Source organism: Nitratireductor sp., assembly GCF_017794765.1.
Taxonomy (GTDB): domain Bacteria; phylum Pseudomonadota; class Alphaproteobacteria; order Rhizobiales; family Rhizobiaceae; genus Nitratireductor.
In genome coordinates this window covers 2,034,874-2,053,115 of the sequence record NZ_CP051236.1, presented here as the reverse complement: position 1 = coordinate 2,053,115, position 18,242 = coordinate 2,034,874, and the positions used below count along the sequence as shown (strand labels likewise).

The window sequence follows — 18,242 nt, the reverse complement described above, 5'->3', positions numbered from 1 at the left end:
CGTTGCGGTCAAAGGCAGTTTCGGGTCACACTTATCGCAGGCTTTCACACATTGTAGGGTAAGGACACGCTTTCAATAGGCCAGCCTGTTAATATCTCCCGCCTTGCAGAAGCGCCCCCTTCATGTCAGAAGCCGAAAAAAACGCGGCGGCGAGAACGAAATGGCTCAGGACAGCAAAAATGGCCTCACCTATGCCGATGCGGGCGTCGACATCGATGCCGGCAGCCGGATGGTGGAAAAAATCAAGCCCATGGTGCGCGCCACGCGCCGGCCCGGCGCCGACAGCGAGATCGGCGGCTTCGGCGGCCTGTTCGACCTGAAGGCGGCAGGCTTCACCGACCCCATCCTCGTGGCCGCCAATGATGGCGTCGGCACCAAGCTCAAGATCGCCATCGACGCGAACCGACACGACACGGTCGGCATCGACCTCGTTGCCATGTGCGTCAACGATCTTGTCGTTCAGGGTGCCGAGCCGCTCTTCTTCCTCGACTATTTTGCCACCGGCAGGCTCGATCCCGACCAGGGTGCGGCCATCGTTTCGGGCATCGCCGAGGGCTGCCGGCAGGCCGGATGCGCGCTGATCGGCGGCGAGACGGCGGAAATGCCGGGCATGTATCACGGCGAGGATTACGACCTGGCGGGCTTCGCCGTGGGCGCGGCAGAGCGTGAACGTCTTCTGCCCACAGGCGACGTTGACGAGGGCGACGTTCTTCTGGGCCTCGCCTCCTCCGGTGTTCATTCCAACGGTTTTTCGCTGGTGCGCCGCATCGTTTCCGATGCCGGTTTGGGCTGGGACGACAAGGCTCCTTTCGCGCCGGGCAAGACGATGGGCGAAGCGCTGCTTGAGCCCACCCGCATCTACGTCAAACCGATCCTTGAAACGCTCAAGGCCGCCTGGGGCATCAAGGCGCTCGCCCACATCACCGGCGGCGGCTTTCCCGAAAACCTGCCGCGCGTGCTGCCCGATCATCTGGCCGCCGAGATCGACCTCGACGCAATCGATGTGCCGGCGGTCTTTTCCTGGCTTGCCAGAACCGGCGGTGTTGCCGAGAGCGAAATGCTCTCTACCTTCAATTGCGGCATCGGCATGGTTGTGGCGGTTGCCGCCGATGAGGCGGCACAGATCGCGGCACTCCTCCAGCAGGCGGGCGAGCATGTCACCATGCTTGGCCAGATCGTCCCGCGCCAGGCCGCCGGCGTCACCTATCGCGGTTCTCTCGCCCTATGACGCGCCGGACACGCAAAAGGGTAGCGGTCCTTATTTCCGGCCGCGGGTCCAACATGGCGGCCCTCATCGCGGCCGCCATCGACCCGTCGTTTCCAGCCGAGATAGTCGGTGTGGTCTCCAACCGCGCCGACGCCCGCGGTCTCGAGATTGCCGCCACGCACAGCATCCCCACAAGAGTGGTGTCATCGCGCGATTATGATGGGCGCGAGGCGCATGACGCCGCCATCCACAAGGCTCTGACCGAGTTCAAGGCAGAAATCGTTTGCCTGGCTGGATACATGCGCCTTCTGACCCCGGATTTCGTGCAGAAATGGAAGGGGCGTATGATCAACATCCACCCTGCCCTCCTGCCCAGCTTTCGCGGGCTTGATACGCATGCCCGCGCACTTGCAACCGGCGTGCGCGTCCACGGATGCACCGTTCATTTCGTCACGCCGGAGATGGATGAGGGCCCGATCATCGCCCAGGCCGCCGTTCCCGTTCTCACCGACGATACGGAAGAGACACTTGGCGAGCGGGTTCTCAAGGTCGAGCATCGGCTCTACCCCCTGGCGCTCCGCCTTCTCGCGGAAGGTCGCGTACGCATGTCCGATGGTGTTGCCGTATTCTCCGGCGTCGAGGACGAACACCGGGACATCGCGATTGTTTCTCCCGGCGAACGACGCGGTTGAGGGAAAGAGCCCCCTTCTCCACACCTTCGTGATCCTCGGACCTGATCCGAGGACCCATGCCAGGACGCCGGGGATAAACTTCGGCCCTTCAAGGCGACACGCTATTTTTCTCACCCGCACCCCGTCACCACCGCAACGGCATGGATCCCATGGTCAGGCCATGGGATGACGACGTCGACGAAGCGCGTTCCCTACTCGCTATTCGCCACTCCCTATTCGCTCTTTTCTCCCCCACCCCAAAACCTCCACTACACTCCCACCCATCGCCCCTGTCGGGAACCGGGTCCGGAGCCGGGGATCAGGAGGGGTGACGGCAGCCTCCCCCTCGGGTTCGGTAACCCGAGGCCTGTGAGGGCCCGCGAAAGGCCGGCGGCCGGCATCATGCCGGTTGCGGAAAAGCCGCTAGGGCACAGATCGCCCGAGTGACCGGCCGGCAGACGGGACAGCGGCCGGCGGGGCGCGCTTTTCGCGCCACTTCAATACCCAACAGAGAGGCACGAAAAACGCGCCCCGTTTCCCGAACTGATGGCAAACCCCGGCGGAAAACCCCGCGCGGCAACGATGGAGCCTGTCTTGCAATGCCCCGTCATCCCGGAAGCCGCAGGCTATTCGGAACCCATTAGCAGAATGCGCGAGCGCACGGCCTGGTCCTCACACAGCCCGCACCCACACCTTCGTATCGTGGAACGCCGCGCCGCCATATGGCGCGATGGAATCGGCGCCAGTCAATACATTGATGCCCTCACCCCGCTCATGCGCGCTGTTCGGCCAGATGCCCTCGGCAATCACCACGCCGCGCCGCACACCGTCGAAGAGCTTTACGTGCAGGATCACCTCGCCGCGCTGATTGCCGATTTCAACGCGATCGCCGTTTTGAAGTCCCAGCTCTGCCGCATCGTCGGGATGCAGCAACAGTTCGGGCCGCCCTTCCCGTTTCACCGAGCCCGGCGTTTCCGTAAAACTCGAATTCAGGAAGGTGCGTGCCGGCGAGGTCGCCAGCCGATACGGATGCTCCGGATCCGCAACCTCGATGAAGTCCATGTGGTCGGGGAACTCCGGCATGCGCGCGTGCGGCCCCTGCAGGCCGATAGAGGCCGGCGGGCGGTTGGGCGCAGGCGTTCCGGTCCAGTCCGGCCGGAACCGATACTTGCCATCAGGATGACCGAAACCGTCGACGAAATGCGCAGTGTCGAAATCAGGCTGCACATCGGCCCAGCGATCGGCCTTGAAGCTTTCGAACGTACCAAGCCCGCGCTTCTCAAGCATGAATTCGACATGCTCGCGTGCCGTGAGCCCGAACCCCGGCTGTCCAGCGACACCAAGTCGTTTGGCGAGTTCCTCGATCACGAACAGGTTTTCGCGTGCTTCACCAGGCGCATCCACGAGCTTGGGGCCGAGAATGATGTGCTGGTGACCGCCACCGCGATAGATGTCGTCATGTTCCAAAAACATCGTCGCCGGCAGAACCACATCGGCAAGCTTCGCCGTGTCGGTCATGAACTGCTCGTGCACGCAGGTGAAAAGATCCTCGCGCAAAAACCCCTTTTTCACCAGCCGCTGTTCCGGGGCGATGTTGGCCGGATTGGTGTTCTGGATCAGAAGTGCGGTGACGGGTGGGCCCCCATGCAATGCATCAGCATCATTGGTCAGAACGCGCCCGATCTGCGCCTGATCGAGCGAACGGATCGAGGGATCGCGCAGCGCACTGCCCTCGATCTGCGACTTGTCGAGGCGAAAAATGCCGGAATTGGAGTGAAACGCCCCTCCACCCTCATATTGCCAGCAGCCGGTGACTGCAGCGATGGAAAGGGCGGCATGCATGTTCACGACGCCATTGCGATTGCGCGTAAATCCGTAGCCCAGCCGGAAGAAAGTGCGCTTGGTCTCACCGACCAGCTTTGCAAATGTCTCGATTTCGTCGACCGAAAGCCCCGTGATGGAAGAGGCCCATTCGGGCGTGCGCGTCTTGAGATGCGCTTCGAGCCCCCTGGGATCGTCGGTGTATTTGTCAAGAAATGCCCAGTCAGCCAAACCATCGCGGAAAAGAACATGCATGACCGCGCAGGCAAGGGCAGCATCCGTGCCCGGCTTCAAGACAAGGCCGAGATCGGCCTGTTTCATGGTAGCATTGTCGTAGACGTCGATGACAATGATCTTCGCACCGCGCTCCTTGCGCGCCTTGATCGCATGCGTCATCACATTGACCTGGGTCGCAACGGCGTTGGTGCCCCAGATCACCACGCAGTCGGACTTGGCCATCTCGCGTGGATCGGGCCCGCGCAGATCGCCGGTTCCCATGACAAAGCCGGTCCAGGCCGCATTGGTGCAGACCGTGCCGAAAAAGCCGGAATAGCGTTTGGCGTGTCGCAGGCGGTCTATGGAATCGCGCTGCACAAGTCCCATCGTGCCGGCATAGTAATAGGGCCAGACCGTCTCGCTCCCGAGTTTTTCCTCCGCCTTCAGGAAGGCTTCGGCAACACGGTCGAGCGCGGCCTCCCAGCTCGCCTCCTTCCACTGCCCCTCACCTTTCGCGCCGGAACGGACCAGCGGCTTCAGCAGACGGTCGGGGTGGTGAATGCGTTCCGCGTAGCGGGCAACCTTGGCGCAGATCACGCCGGCGGTATAGCTGTTGTCCCTGGCTCCATGGACGCGGCCAATGCGCCCGTCCTTCACCTCGACATCAAGCGCACAGGTCGACGGGCAGTCATGCGGACAGGCCGAATGGCCGATATGGATGTTTGCGTGTGTGTTCATGGCAGGAACACTAGCGATTTTCTGTACGGACGCGTAGAGCCAATGAACAGAAAATCACGTGCAGGCCTCACTGAAGTTGGAAACATGAACTATCGCCACGCCTATCATGCCGGAAACTTCGCCGATGTGGTCAAGCACGCCATCCTGGCCCGCATCGTCGAATATCTGAAGCGCAAGGACAAGGCTTTCCGTGTCATCGACACGCATGCGGGTATCGGCCTCTACGACCTGAGTTCGGAAGAGGCGCAGAAAACCGGCGAATGGCGCGACGGGATCGGCCGACTGGTCGAGGCTTCCCTCAATGAGAAAACATCGAAGCTTTTGAATCCCTTGCTGGAAGCGGTTCATAAGGAGAATCAGGGTGCGGATATCCTGCACTATCCCGGCTCGCCGCGCCTCGTGCGCCATCTTCTGCGCAAGCAGGATCGTCTGACCGCCATCGAACTGCACCCACAGGATGCTGCGCGGCTGAAGGTAGTTTTTGCCGGCGATTTCCAGACACGGGTGATCGAACTTGATGGCTGGCTGGCGCTGGGCGCGCATCTGCCGCCGAAAGAAAAGCGTGGAATGGTGCTGATCGACCCGCCCTTCGAGGAGGAGGACGAGTTCGGGCGAATTGTCACGAAACTCGAAAAGGCACACCGGCGCTGGCCGGGCGGCATCTATGCGGTCTGGTACCCGATCAAGAACCATGACGCGGTTCAGGCTTTCCGCATACGCCTTACCGAAAGCGGTATTGCCGATGTGATCGACATCCGTCTCGAGTTGCGCCCGCCCTCCGATGAACCGCGCCTCGACGGGACCGGCATGATCGTGATCAATCCACCTTTCGTGCTGCGTGAGGAGATGGAGACGCTGCTTCCGGCGCTTGCAGACATTCTGGGCGAAGAGGGCAAGGGCCGCTGGGCACTCGAAAGGCTTACGGCAGAATAGCGCGACCATGCTTGACCCAAACCGCGCACTGGCGCAAAACTTCAACCGACCGCACCGCAACAATCCGGGAGACAGACCTATGGCGCGCTTTTTGGCTCTTGCAGCCGGCCTCACCGCATCGTTCCTTTCGATGCAGGCGATGGCAGCCGATCCGGTCGGCGTATACGGCGCGGTGGACGATGTCTGCGCGGATGCGCGTGTTCACTCGACTATTCAGAAGCGCTTCCGCTATCAGGCTACCCATGTGCCGAACCTGCCCGATGTCGACATCGTCGATTTCTACGGGTCCTACCAGACACGCTACAGCCCGTCCTCCTATGACAGCCCGATCGAGCGGCGTTATTGCCGCGCCACGGCGCGCCTCTCCGATGGGCGCGACCGGACGATCTGGTATCTGATCGAATATGGCCAGGGCTTTGCCGGTGTCGGCAACAATGTCGAATTCTGCGTTTCCGGCTTCGACCGCTGGAACGTCTATGACAGCCACTGCCGCGTGCTGCGATAGACGACGCGATTGCGGGGCGGACCATGCGTATCGCAAAGCGGCTTTCCGCCGCCCTTCTGGCATGTCTTGTGACATTCCCTGCCCCGGCGATTGCCGGCGAGCGCGGCGCGCCGGCGGGTGAGTTCGATTTCTATGTGCTGTCGCTAAGCTGGTCGCCCAGCTACTGCGCCGCCGAGGGCGCGGAGGCCAACCAGCAGCAATGCGGACGCGAGCGCCCCCATGCCTTCGTGGTCCACGGGCTCTGGCCGCAATATGAGAGAAGCTACCCGGAATATTGCCAATCCAAGCGCCCGCAGCGTGTTCCGAATGCGCTGGTTGATCAGTATCGAGACATCATGCCGTCGGCAGGCCTGATGGGCCATCAATGGCGCAAGCACGGCATGTGTACGGGGTTTGCGCAGGAGGACTATTTCGCCCTCTCCCGCAAAGCGCGGGAGCGTGTGGAAACACCTCCCGAGTTTCAAAGGCTCTCGAAACCGGAAATGGTTTCGCCCAAGCACGTCGAAGAAGCATTTCTAGAAGCCAATCCCGGCCTGAAGAAAGACGCCATCGCCGTCACCTGCGACAAGCGCTATCTGCGCGAAGTGCGCATCTGCATGACCAGGGACCTGGAGTTCCGGTCCTGTGAAGCCGTGGACCGAAAGGACTGCCGGCGCGAGCGGGTTCTGATGCCACCGGCGCGGGGCGGATAAAGAAAAAGCCGGACACGGGGCCCGGCTTTTCCATTTCAGTCTGTCGCTTGGATCAGAACTGCATACCAAGGCCGAACATGACCTTGTTGGAGCTGTCGCTGACTTCCTGCGCACCACTGCCGGTGTTGAACGCTTCGTCACCGAACTTGGTGTAACGGTATTCGACGCGGCCGAAGACCTTGTCGGTCAGCTTCGCATCGACGCCGGCACCAGCCGTCCAGCCGAGCATGGTGTTGGTGTCGGACCCGGCTGCATCCGTGATCTTCAGACGCTGTGCAGCGCCACCGGCCGTACCGTAGATCAGGATGTTGTCGGTCGCGGCGACACCCAGACGAGCACGCAGCGTGCCGTCGACGCCATGCTTGGATTCGACACCGGCATTAGTGCCTTCCATGCCGTTGTAGCCCACATCGCCTTCAACACCGTAGACGAAGCTGCCGGACTGGAAGTTCCAGCCGGCGAAGCCGTTTCCGACAAAGCCGTCAGTGTCGATGTCGTTGCCGGCAACCGGCTGATTGGCTGCGGTCTCACCGGAGAAACCATAGCCAAGCGCGATACCGGCATAGCCACCTTCCCAATCATTGATCGGGGTGGAGATCACCGGCGCGGCAGGCGGTGCAGGCGGCTGCTCCATGACTGCATCCGCAGCCTGTGCGGCACCAGCCGCTGCAACAAAACCAACGGCTGCGGCCGCGGAAAGAATTACGTTCTTATGGGCTTTCATGGTCCATACTCCTTAAGCCACTAGCATTTTCATAGCTGTGGGCGCCCCTCTTGGCATCATGCCCTTCAAACGCTCCACGCTGGCGAGACCGGTTATCCTGGGAGGAAGCGGGCCGATCTCGCATGAGCCCTATCTGGGCGCGAAATGAGGCTGAACGTGCCCGAAAAATGGGTCTTTCAGCGGCGCCAATAAGGCGGAAAATTGACGTTGCAAATGGGCAACATCCCCTGAACTGCACCTTGGGGTCCTGCGCGCTAGTTCCTATATTCCGACGGCTGTTCCGATTCTCACGAGGTTCCTCATGCTCTTCAGCCTGCTTCTACTTGCGGCCGGTGTCGTTCTTCTGATGCTGGCCGGCGACATATTCGTCAAAGGCGCTGTGGGGCTGGCTGAGAATCTTGGCATATCTCCTCTAGTCATCGGCTTGACCGTGGTCGCCTTCGGCACTTCTGCACCAGAACTCTTCACCTCCATACAGGCAGCACTCTCGGATGCGCCGGGCCTCGCGGTGGGCAATGTGGTCGGCTCCAACATTGCCAACATTCTTCTGGTGCTCGGCCTTCCCGCGATCATTTATCCCATCGTCTCAGACGGGAAGGGCCTGAGGCGCAACCTGGTGGCGATGCTACTGACCACCGTCATTTTCATGTGGATGCTCACGGGCGGTGTCATCTCGCGTCTTGAAGGTGCACTGCTTTTCGCAGGCCTTTGCGCCTTCATCGCCTGGCAGGCGCGCGATGCTGTGAACGGCAAAGCATCTGCAGACCACGACTTTCACGACGAGATCGGCGAGGCGCCGCACGATCGCAAACGGGTGACCGCCTATCTGGTGGCTGGTGTAATCGGTCTGCCCATAGCGGCCCAATTGACAGTAGCCGGCGCTGTGAGGATCGCTGAAAGTTTTGGCGTGAGCGACGCCGTGATCGGCCTGACGATCGTCGCCATAGGCACCTCGCTTCCCGAGCTTGCCACGAGCCTGGCGGCTGCACTGAAACGTCACTCCACCGTTGCGCTGGGCAATATCGTGGGATCGAACATCTTCAACATCGCCTGCATCATGGGCCTGACGGCGCTCATTACGCCGATCGCTGTAGATCCGCGCATCGTGTCGATCGATATGTGGGTAATGCTCGCCGCTGCCTGTGTGCTGGCACTTCTCGGCTTCCTGCGCATCGCGTCAGGCAAGCTCATGGGCAGCGCAATGCTGGCGGGGTTTGCCGGTTACATCGTCACGGTTTTCTAATCGCACAAGCGGGGCCGAACTGGCCGGCCCCGCTATTGGCAACCCAGGCTATTCGATATCAGAATTTGACGCCGACACCCAGGCCTATGCGATGGGAGCCCCAGCTCATTGGTCCAGTTCCACTCTCCAGTTCGAAGTCTTTCTTTCCAAACTGGGTGTAGCGATACTCCGTACGCGCAAATACCGTATCGGTCAGCATCGCGTCAGCACCAACTCCCGCGGTCCATCCGACGAGGGTCTGAGTATCTTTCTTGCTACCTTGCGAAAGCTGCACACGAGCGACTGCCGCACCTGCAGTAGTGTAGAGCAAGAGATTATCCGTGATGGCATAGCCGAGGCGCGCTCTCAGAGCTCCCTCGGCGCCAGCTTTAAGGGTGACCCCATAGTTCTCAGCTTTCATACCATTGAAGCCAATGTCGGTTTCACCGCCGTAGACCATTGAACCATTCTGAAAGTTGTAGCCGGCAAACCCTGATCCAATGAAGCCGCTTGGCGTCAGGGCTTTCTCGCCATCCTTGGCTTTCCCAGAAAACCCGCGTCCGACCATTGCTCCGAGATAGCCCCCTCCCCAATCTTTCATTGGCGCGGGTGCCAAGACCGGTGCGCTGCGAGAGACATCATTCAAGGTTGGGTCCGCTGCAAAAGCTCCGCCAGTTGCCAGCAATACAGAAAAGGAAGTCAAGATAGATTTTTTATATAACATTACTCACCTATATCAAATAATACAAATATAGCTCTTCAGATTTATTTGTCAAAATTGTGAAATTTGGAAAATCTATAAATCTATTCTTCTAAACAATATGGATACGCAATAGATATTTTCTCAAGATGCGTCAGGAGCGTTTTCGCAGCGAATGTGAAAGGGTTGGACCCGATCGATTTTCAGCTTACATGGACTGGTGAGAAACGTTCCCGGGCAAACGAAGGCGTTCCGTGGTGAGAAATTACGGGAAAGACATGGCTCAATCGAGGGCAACGGTACTGATCACCGGAGGTGCGAAACGCATCGGCGCAGCCATTGCGCGCGACCTTGCTGGGCACGGATTTGCCGTTGCCATTCACTGCAGCCAGTCCCGCGAAGCAGCCGAGAACCTGGCCGATGAGATCGTCAGGACAGGCGGGGAAGCCCATGTGGTGCAGGCTGACCTGCAGGATGGCGCGGCCACCCGCGACCTGATCGGCCAGACGCGTCGAGCGCTGGGCGTGCCAACCATTCTCGTCAACAACGCCTCGGTGTTTGAAGATGACGGAATTACCGACTTTACAGATGAAAGCTGGGATGCGCACTTCGACCTGCATGTGAAAGCGCCGGCTCTGCTCGCGCAAGCCCTTGCAGGAGCGCTCAAGGACGATCAGGAAGCGTTGATCGTCAACATGATCGATCAACGTGTGTGGCGTCTCAATCCACGTTTCTTCAGCTATACGCTCTCAAAATCAGCACTCTGGACCGCCACACGAACCATGGCGCAGGCGCTCGGCCCGAACATACGCGTCAACGCCATAGGACCTGGCCCCACCCTACCCAACCAGCGCCAGCAGCAGGCGGATTTCGACCGTCAGACGGACGCGCTTATTCTCGAGCGCGGCCCCGACCTCGCTGATTTTGGGCGCACCATCCGATATCTTTGGGAGACACGCTCGATAACCGGCCAGATGATCGCGCTTGACGGGGGGCAGCATCTTGCGTGGGAGACCCCCGACGTTGCGGGGATCCCCGAGTGAGCACCATAGTCACGTTAAAAGAGCCGGCGAACCTGGCGCTCGAGTGGGACAGCGGTGAAACGACTGACGGTGTTGTCGGGATCGAGGTCATCCAGTCAGCCGTGAAACGTCTGCCCAACGCCCCGGGCGTCTATCGCATGATGAACACCGGGGGTGACGTGCTCTATGTCGGCAAGGCGCGCAGCCTCAAGAAGCGCGTCACCAATTACGCGCAGGGCCGCGGCCATACGAACCGTATCGGTCGCATGGTCAGAGAGACCGCGTCCATGGAATTCGTGGTCACGCGGACGGAAACCGAAGCGCTGCTTCTTGAAGCCAACCTCATCAAGCGGTTGCGGCCGCGCTTCAACGTGCTTTTGCGCGATGACAAGTCGTTTCCCTATATTCTCCTGACCGGCGACCATCCGGCACCAGGGATTTTCAAGCATCGTGGAGCGCGATCAAAGAAGGGCGATTATTTCGGTCCGTTCGCCTCGGCGGGGGCCGTCGGGCGCACGATCAATTCCCTGCAGCGCGCATTTCTTTTGCGTACCTGCACCGATTCGGTCTTTGAGAGCCGCACCCGCCCCTGCCTTCTGTTCCAGATCAAACGTTGCTCGGGACCTTGCACAGGCGAGATCAGCGAAGAGGGCTACGCAGAGCTCGTCTCAGAAGCGAAGGCTTTTCTTTCGGGCCGCTCCAGCAAGGTGAAAGCGGAAATCGCGCAGTCCATGCAGGAGGCGTCCGAGGCGCTCGATTTCGAGCGCGCGGCAATCTACCGCGACAGGCTTTCTGCCCTGAGCCATGTACAGAGCCATCAGGGCATTAATCCGCAAGGTGTGGAAGAAGCGGACGTGTTCGCCATTCACCAGGAGGGCGGGCAGAACTGCATTCAGGTTTTCTTCTTCCGCACCGGTCAGAACTGGGGCAACCGCGCCTATTTCCCGAAGGCCGACGCGAGCCTTGAGGCAGAAGAAGTGCTCGGCGCATTCCTCGCTCAATTCTACGACGACAAACCCTGCCCCCGCATGGTTCTCCTGTCGCGCGAGATCGAGGACCAGGAACTTCTGGCCGATGCGCTTTCGACACGCGCAGGCAGGAAGGTGCAGGTTTCGTGCCCGCAAAGGGGTGAAAAGAAGGACCTGACCGACCACGCGTTGCAGAACGCCCGCGAAGCGCTAGGGCGGCGGCTGGCCGAGACATCGTCGCAGGCGCGGCTCATGGAAGGCTTTGCAGAGACGTTCGGCCTTGAAAGCGCACCACGGCGCATCGAGGTTTATGACAATTCACATATCATGGGCACTAACGCGGTGGGCGGCATGATCGTTGCCGGCGCCGAAGGCTTTGCAAAAAACCAGTACAGGAAGTTCAACATCCGCTCGACGGATATCACGCCGGGCGATGATTACGGCATGATGCGCGAGGTGATGCAACGGCGGTTTTCTCGGTTGATCAAGGAGAACGGGCTACCAGGGTCGGCAGCGCCGTCTGATCCCGACACCGACCAAGAAGAGGCAGGCGAGTTGCCCGCCTGGCCCGATGTTCTTCTTATTGACGGCGGTCAGGGCCAGTTGGCGGCGGTCACGCAAGTGCTGGAGGAACTCGGGATCGCGGGCCTGGTTACCGCCATCGGCGTGGCCAAGGGCGTCGACCGCGACGCCGGGCGGGAGCGGTTCTTCATGGCAGGCAGAAACCCTTTCAGCCTACCGGTTCGCGACCCGGTCCTCTATTTCATCCAGCGGCTGCGTGATGAAGCCCACCGGTTCGCCATCGGCTCGCACCGCGCGCGGCGAAAGAAGGAAATGGTCAAAAATCCGCTGGACGAGATTGGCGGCATAGGCCCCGGCCGCAAGCGCGCGCTCCTGCATCATTTCGGGACCGCGAAAGCCGTGAGCCGCGCCGCCATCGAAGATCTAACGGCAGTGGATGGCATCTCCGAGGCCATCGCCCGACTAATCTACAATCATTTTCACGAAAACGGCTGAACCGGCGTTGTTTCGTCGCGCCCCATGAGGTTGGCGCTTGCCGTATGCGCCTCGTTCTGATTTGACAGGAGGTGATTGGCCCCCGGCGCGTACAGACGGGTGGGCCGACTTCAACAGACTGGGGCGCCCAGAGGCCCCGCGGCAGACCGGAGCAGGATTGCGCTTCATGGCCAGACGTAGCACACCGGCATTCAACATCCCCAACCTTCTGACTTACGGCAGAATTCTCGCGGTGCCAGCGATTGTCCTGTGTTTTTTTCTGGAGGGCAGGCTCCAGTCGAGTGATTTCGCCCGTTGGTCAGCGCTCGCGCTTTTCATCGCGGCAAGCATCACAGATTACCTGGATGGCTATCTTGCCCGTATCTGGAAGCAGACCTCCAACATCGGCAAAATGCTCGATCCCATTGCCGACAAGCTGCTCGTTTCCACGTGCCTTCTGCTTCTTGCAGCCGACACCGACCGCACCATCGCCGGGTGGACCCTGTGGGCAGCGATCATCATCCTCTGCCGAGAAATTCTGGTTTCTGGCCTTCGGGAGTATCTGGCAGCCCTGAAAGTCAGCGTTCCTGTCACGCAACTGGCCAAATGGAAAACCACGATCCAGATGGTTGCCATCGGGTTTTTGCTCGCCGGTCCCGCCGGGGACAAGGTTCTGCCCTACACGACCCAACTCGGCATCGCGCTCCTTTGGATTTCTGCCATCGTGACCCTTTATACGGGCTATGACTATTTCCGCGCCGGGCTGAAGCACATCGTGGAGGAGTGACGATGAAGCTGGTTTATTTTGCATGGGTGCGCGAGCGCATCGGTCTGCCTGACGAGACGGTGGACCTGCCTGCGGACGTGAACACGGTTGCGGACCTGCTCAACTGGCTGAAAGGGCGGGGAGAAAACTACGGGGCCGCCCTGGAACGGCAGGACATCATCCGTGTGGCCATCAACCAGGAGCATGCGGACCATTCCGCGCCCCTGCCCGCCAATGGTGAGATTGCGCTGTTCCCGCCGATGACCGGAGGGTGAAAATGGCGCCAACGTGTGAACCGCTGGTACGCGTACAGGCAGATGATTTCGACCTCGCCACAGAAACCCGGCGGCTCACCGCCGGGCGACGCGATGTTGGTGCTGTCGTGAGCTTCACGGGTCTCTGCAGAGACGAGAACGGGATGCTTGAGGCACTTGAACTCGAACATTACCCCGGCATGGCAGAGGCGGAGATCGCCCGGATTTCCAGTGAGGCAGCGGGGCGCTGGCCACTTACGGGTCTGACGGTTATCCACCGTTTCGGAAAGATCGTGCCCGGCGATAATATCGTGCTCGTGGTGGCTGCCTCGTCCCACAGGCGTGCAGCGTTCGAAGCCGCCGACTTCCTCATGGATTTTCTCAAGTCCCGTGCACCCTTCTGGAAGAAAGAGCATGTCAGAGGAGGCACCGGGGCAGGCTGGGTGGAAGCGAAGGATGCAGACCTGGACGATATGAAACGCTGGGAGCGTTGAAACCAGATGCCTTTACGCCTTGCTAACGATAGCGTTCATTTCTCTCAAGACTAGACGTTTCGACAAACCATTCAGGGTTATAGCTTCCTCCAGGTAACGCCGGGGAGCGCAATGTCGGAATCTTTCCAGACGATGCTGATTGCGGGAACGAGCCCCGCATGGTTGATCGCAGCTGCAGGCCTTGCGGGGTGCCTGGGGCTTGGATATCAACTGGCCCGTGTCAGCCGGCGCTATCGCGACGCGCGGGACGATCAGAAAAACCATCAAGAACTCATCGACAACCTTTCCGAAGGCATCTACCGGTCTTCGCCCGACGGACGGCAGTTGAGCGCAAATCCTGCACTTGTGCGTCTTAACGGTTACGAGAGCGAGGCAGCACTCCTTGCGGGGGTCAAGGATATTGCCAAGGAATGGTATGTGGACCCCACCCGACGCGATGCGTTCCGAGCGGAGCTAGAGGCCAACGGCAAGGTCGAGAATTTCATCTCGGAAGTACATCGTCACAAGACGCGGGAACGTATCTGGATCAGCGAATCGGCACGCCTGGTGCGCGACCGCCGAACCGGCAAGCCGCTCTATTATGAAGGCTCTGTTCGCGAAATCACCGAAACGATGAAGCGCCTGAAACTTCAGGACATGTTCGAGAAGCTGACATCGCAACTGCCCGGAGGGCTTTTCCAGTTACTCCGGCGTGACAATGGCGAGTTCTCCGTTCTCTACGTCTCAAAAGGCTTCCGCCATTTGCTCGGCTATGACGACCGCACAGTGCCGGAGAACCCGAACACCGTTCTCCACATGGTCCACAATGATGACCGCGCAAACTACCTTGAAACGCTGAGGGATTCAGGCCTCAAGCTTCAACCCTGGGAATGTGAATTTCGCATTCATGCGGTGGATGGAGCGGAGAAATGGCTGCGTGTCGCGGCAATGCCTGAAACGACAAAAGAGGGTATTGTCTGGCACGGCTACCTTTCCGATATTTCCCCGCGCAAGAAGAATGAAATGGAGATCGAACGCCTGGCGTTCTACGATCCATTGACCCGGCTTCCCAACCGCCGGCGGCTCTTCGATCAGGTGGGCCGTCAAATGGCGTTATGCAAACGAAGCGGGCATCGCGGGGCGATTCTCTTCATCGATCTCGACAACTTCAAGACCCTTAATGACACAATGGGCCATGATGTCGGTGACGTCTTTCTCAAGCAGGTGGCCGATCGCCTTCAGGCTGCCGTTGGGCCGCAGGACGCGGTGGGCAGGATCGGCGGTGACGAGTTTGTGATCGTTCTTTCCCTGAATGACACCACGGCTGCGACGGCTACGCGCAACGCAATCGTGGCCGCCAACCGGGTTCTTGCTGCCCTGCGGCAGGAATTCGTTCTGGGGCACATGATCCATCACACGTCGGCAAGCGTCGGCGTTCTCGTGTTCGACGGCAGCGAGAAGGGCCCTGAAGTGCTGATGAAGAATGCCGACATGGCGATGTATCAGGCGAAGAGCCTGGGCCGGAATAACGTCGCCCTGTTCGATCCGAAAGTGCTGCGGAAGGAGCGCAAGCGTTTTCGACTGCTCAACGATATGCGTAGCGCGCTGGTGGATAACAATCTGGAGCTGCACTACCAACCCCAGGTGAATGCCGCCGGCCATGTGGTGGGAGCAGAGGCGCTGCTGCGGTGGAACCACGCGGAGCACGGCGCGCTTTCGCCAAGCGACTTCGTGGGGCTGGCCGAACAGCACGGGCTTGCGGAACTCCTGGGGCGCGGTGTGATCGACACCAGCGTGCGCACCCTTGCCCAATGGAAAGACAACCCGCGCCTTGCGGGATTGCGGATGGCCGTGAACATCAGCCTCAAATCGCTGCGCGATCCGGATTTTCTCGACTTCCTGCACGACAGGCTCAATACGCACGGCCTCGATCCCCAGCGTCTGACACTGGAGATGACAGAACGTGTTCTGACCAGCGATCAGATGCAGATCACCCGGCGCATGCATGAGCTAAAGGCGCTGGGTGTGCGGCTTTCGCTCGACGATTTCGGAACGGGTTATTCCTCCATAGCCTATCTGAAAAAACTGCCTTTTGACGAACTGAAGATCGATGGAAGCTTCATTACCGATATCGAGAGCAGCGAAAGCAATCGTGCACTGGTCCAAACCATGCTGGACATGGCCTCCACGCTTGGTCTTTCTGCCGTCGCAGAACACGTGCAGACCCAGCAGCAGGAAGTTCTGCTGAAATCATCAGGCTGCATGTATTTCCAGGGCTGGCTCTATGGCCGCGCCATGACGGGAGGCGACTTCGCCAACTATGTGCTGGAGCGCAATCCCGCTTCCATCCTCAAATTTCCGAACTCGCGCCAGGGCGCATAAAAAAAACCGGGGCTGAACCCCGGTTTCAAAGAACAGCGCTTGATGAACGCTCGTCAGTCAGCCGACGATTTCGGTGTCGGAGAACCAGTAGCGGATCTCTTCGGCTGCGGTTTCAGGCGCATCGGAACCGTGAACAGAGTTCTCACCGATCGACGTGGCGAATTCCTTGCGGATCGTGCCCTCGGCGGCTTCGGCCGGATTGGTTGCGCCCATAATCTCACGGTTCTTCAGGATGGCGTTCTCACCCTCGAGAACCTGAACGACGGTCGGGCCGGAGGACATGAACTCACACAGTTCGTCGAAGAACGGCCGCTCCTTGTGTACCGCATAAAAACCCTCGGCCTGACGGCGGCTCATCCACACGCGTTTCGAAGCCACGACACGCAGGCCGGCATCTTCGAGCTTCTTGGTGATGGCGCCGGTCAGATTGCGCTTGGTGGCATCCGGCTTGATCATGGAAAATGTGCGTTCGATCGCCATGGTCGGTCCTTCGATTGTCTGGAGTTTGAGCGTCGGCTCATTCTTGGAGATGGCGCGCTCTATAGCGGTCTCGAAGGCACATGGGAAGGCCCTTCCCTTCAGGAGGCCGCCGGGATGCGCCGAGCAATCCCGTCGTGAAGGTCCAGGCAGCGCTCGAACCAAGTGGTTACCGGGTCATCCACGGCCAGAAGCGGGAACGGAGAAATAACGCGCGCCCACTGGAAAATGCCCGCCACGATATAGTCGGCAAAAAGAGGCCTTTGCCCGCCGATGAACGGCTGCTCGGAAAGCATTAGACGTAGTGGCAGCAGGCTCGCACGAAATCCCTCAAGACGATCTTCCCGCCCCCTTGCCGCCTCCTCCAGCGTGCGCCCGAACCGTTTTTCGCGGCTGCCGCGGAAATACACCTGGTCGGCAGGGTCGAGTGCAGCGTGGATTTCAAGAAGCAAAGAAGGGCCGATATAGCCTATGAGAGTGGCCTGCGCCCATTTCTCGATGAAACGCGAGAGAGCCTTGCCCCCCTCGCCTTCGAAGAGCGAGGGGCGGTCGGAATAGGTTTCTTCCAGGTAAAGTGCGATCTGGAAAGAATCAGCACATGTTCTGCCGCGGTCCCGAATGACCGGAACGGTCTTGAAGCTACCAGCCTCAATCTCTCCGATATCCGTAAAGCGAACCGGCATCGACTTAAACTCAAGCCCCTTGTGGGCGAGCGCAAAGGCAACTTTCCAGCAATGCGGACTGAAAGGGCGGGCTTCATCCGCGCCCACGAGATCGTACAATACAATCGTCACGCCTGGTCCTTTCTATTCCGGATGAGACCTGAGAGATTGCTCACGATTGCATATCCACTGTTCAAAACAATGTTCCAAACGCAGGATTTTCTGCTCCAGACCTCGGACAAAGACGATGAAACAGCATTTTGAGATGTTCGCCTCCTACAACTCGTGGGCTAATGCGAAAATTTATGAGGCTGCACAGGTCCTCGATGCGGACGCCCTCAACCGGAACGTGGGCATCTTCTTCAAATCGCTGATGGGCACACTCAATCACATTCTTGTGGCCGATCTCATCTGGATGAAGCGATTTACGGGAGAAGGCGCGGCCCCAGCCCGGCTGGACACGATCCTGCATCCGGCACTTCCGGCTCTGCGCATCGCACGAGAAAACGAGGACAAGCGTATTTTAAACTGGATAGAGAATCTCGATGAAGAAGCTTTCTCCGGCCGCTTCACCTATGTCACCGTCACCGACGTGCGAACGGTTTCACAACGCCTTGCGCCCGCACTGAGTCACTTCTTCAACCATCAAACACACCATCGCGGGCACGCCCACGCGGCTCTGTCGATCCTCGGGATAGACGCACCTTCTATCGATCTGATATACTTCCAGAGAACAAAACAAGGATCGCGTTTTGGTTGAATTGATATATACATATTTCAACCAACAATAAATCATGTAAATTGAATTTTATT

The 18,242-nt window shown here is 59.5% G+C and carries 18 protein-coding genes; 13 read left to right on the top strand and 5 right to left on the bottom strand.

Features of this window, described 5'->3' with window-relative positions; all coding sequences use genetic code 11:
* Positions 1–160: 160 nt before the first annotated feature.
* Positions 161–1,228, top strand: coding sequence for a phosphoribosylformylglycinamidine cyclo-ligase (purM, locus tag HF949_RS09705; RefSeq protein ID WP_292894436.1), 1,068 nt, complete (start codon positions 161–163; stop codon positions 1,226–1,228).
* On the top strand, positions 1,225–1,899 hold the full coding sequence (gene purN / locus HF949_RS09700) for a phosphoribosylglycinamide formyltransferase (RefSeq protein WP_292894433.1): 675 nt from the start codon (positions 1,225–1,227) through the stop codon (positions 1,897–1,899). The genes purM and purN overlap by 4 nt, the downstream gene beginning before the upstream one ends.
* Before the next feature lie 651 nt (positions 1,900–2,550).
* Here purN and HF949_RS09695 read toward each other — a convergent pair.
* Entirely contained in the window at positions 2,551–4,653 is a 2,103-nt protein-coding gene (locus HF949_RS09695) for a molybdopterin-containing oxidoreductase family protein (RefSeq protein ID WP_292894430.1), read from the bottom strand.
* A gap of 84 nt (positions 4,654–4,737) precedes the next feature.
* On the opposite strand from HF949_RS09695, the gene HF949_RS09690 reads away from it, so the two are divergent.
* The 3 genes from HF949_RS09690 (at position 4,738) to HF949_RS09680 (ending at position 6,783) form a co-directional block, all read left to right on the top strand.
* On the top strand, positions 4,738–5,586 hold the full coding sequence (locus HF949_RS09690; RefSeq protein WP_292894427.1) for a 23S rRNA (adenine(2030)-N(6))-methyltransferase RlmJ: 849 nt from the start codon (positions 4,738–4,740) through the stop codon (positions 5,584–5,586).
* Between the two features lie 79 nt (positions 5,587–5,665).
* Positions 5,666–6,091 (top strand): hypothetical protein, encoded by a 426-nt coding sequence (locus HF949_RS09685; RefSeq protein WP_292894424.1) that lies wholly within the window; start codon positions 5,666–5,668, stop codon positions 6,089–6,091.
* 23 nt (positions 6,092–6,114) lie between these two features.
* Positions 6,115–6,783: a ribonuclease T2 family protein gene (locus HF949_RS09680; protein ID WP_292894421.1), complete on the top strand. Its 669-nt coding sequence runs from the start codon at positions 6,115–6,117 to the stop codon at positions 6,781–6,783.
* A gap of 52 nt (positions 6,784–6,835) precedes the next feature.
* On the opposite strand, the gene HF949_RS09675 is transcribed toward HF949_RS09680, so the two are convergent.
* Positions 6,836–7,507, bottom strand: a complete 672-nt coding sequence (locus tag HF949_RS09675; protein ID WP_292894418.1) for an outer membrane protein — start codon at positions 7,505–7,507, stop codon at positions 6,836–6,838.
* 301 nt (positions 7,508–7,808) lie between these two features.
* On the opposite strand from HF949_RS09675, the gene HF949_RS09670 reads away from it, so the two are divergent.
* The gene (locus tag HF949_RS09670; RefSeq protein WP_292894416.1) at positions 7,809–8,750 is read left to right on the top strand and encodes a calcium/sodium antiporter; all 942 of its coding nucleotides are present in this window, start codon (positions 7,809–7,811) and stop codon (positions 8,748–8,750) included.
* A gap of 58 nt (positions 8,751–8,808) precedes the next feature.
* On the opposite strand, the gene HF949_RS09665 is transcribed toward HF949_RS09670, so the two are convergent.
* Positions 8,809–9,453: an outer membrane protein gene (locus tag HF949_RS09665; protein WP_292894413.1), complete on the bottom strand. Its 645-nt coding sequence runs from the start codon at positions 9,451–9,453 to the stop codon at positions 8,809–8,811.
* A gap of 254 nt (positions 9,454–9,707) precedes the next feature.
* Here HF949_RS09665 and HF949_RS09660 point away from each other — a divergent pair, with 254 nt between their 5' ends.
* The 6 genes from HF949_RS09660 to HF949_RS09635 all read left to right on the top strand — a co-directional run bounded on the left by HF949_RS09660 (position 9,708) and on the right by HF949_RS09635 (position 16,290).
* A complete protein-coding gene (locus tag HF949_RS09660; RefSeq protein WP_292894410.1) occupies positions 9,708–10,472 on the top strand; it encodes an SDR family oxidoreductase in 765 nt (254 codons plus the stop codon).
* Between the two features lie 32 nt (positions 10,473–10,504).
* The gene (gene uvrC / locus HF949_RS09655; RefSeq protein ID WP_404934976.1) at positions 10,505–12,436 is read left to right on the top strand and encodes an excinuclease ABC subunit UvrC; all 1,932 of its coding nucleotides are present in this window, start codon (positions 10,505–10,507) and stop codon (positions 12,434–12,436) included.
* A 166-nt stretch (positions 12,437–12,602) separates the two neighbouring features.
* Entirely contained in the window at positions 12,603–13,202 is a 600-nt protein-coding gene (gene pgsA, locus HF949_RS09650; protein ID WP_229447334.1) for a CDP-diacylglycerol--glycerol-3-phosphate 3-phosphatidyltransferase, read from the top strand.
* Positions 13,203–13,204: 2 nt separating this feature from the next.
* On the top strand, positions 13,205–13,456 hold the full coding sequence (moaD, locus tag HF949_RS09645; RefSeq protein ID WP_292894403.1) for a molybdopterin converting factor subunit 1: 252 nt from the start codon (positions 13,205–13,207) through the stop codon (positions 13,454–13,456).
* A gap of 2 nt (positions 13,457–13,458) precedes the next feature.
* A complete protein-coding gene (locus HF949_RS09640) occupies positions 13,459–13,929 on the top strand; it encodes a molybdenum cofactor biosynthesis protein MoaE (protein ID WP_292894402.1) in 471 nt (156 codons plus the stop codon).
* 111 nt (positions 13,930–14,040) lie between these two features.
* On the top strand, positions 14,041–16,290 hold the full coding sequence (locus HF949_RS09635; protein ID WP_292894400.1) for a putative bifunctional diguanylate cyclase/phosphodiesterase: 2,250 nt from the start codon (positions 14,041–14,043) through the stop codon (positions 16,288–16,290).
* A gap of 57 nt (positions 16,291–16,347) precedes the next feature.
* Here the strand turns inward: HF949_RS09635 and ndk are convergent, their stop codons facing one another.
* Together ndk and HF949_RS09625 are read right to left on the bottom strand one after the other, a co-directional pair.
* Positions 16,348–16,770 carry a nucleoside-diphosphate kinase gene (ndk, locus tag HF949_RS09630; protein WP_292894398.1) on the bottom strand — a complete coding sequence of 141 codons (423 nt, stop codon included), beginning with the start codon at positions 16,768–16,770 and terminating at the stop codon, positions 16,348–16,350.
* A 98-nt stretch (positions 16,771–16,868) separates the two neighbouring features.
* Positions 16,869–17,561 carry a glutathione S-transferase family protein gene (locus HF949_RS09625; RefSeq protein WP_292894396.1) on the bottom strand — a complete coding sequence of 231 codons (693 nt, stop codon included), beginning with the start codon at positions 17,559–17,561 and terminating at the stop codon, positions 16,869–16,871.
* Between the two features lie 115 nt (positions 17,562–17,676).
* Here HF949_RS09625 and HF949_RS09620 point away from each other — a divergent pair, with 115 nt between their 5' ends.
* The gene (locus HF949_RS09620; protein ID WP_292894393.1) at positions 17,677–18,189 is read left to right on the top strand and encodes a DinB family protein; all 513 of its coding nucleotides are present in this window, start codon (positions 17,677–17,679) and stop codon (positions 18,187–18,189) included.
* Positions 18,190–18,242 lie beyond the last annotated feature (53 nt).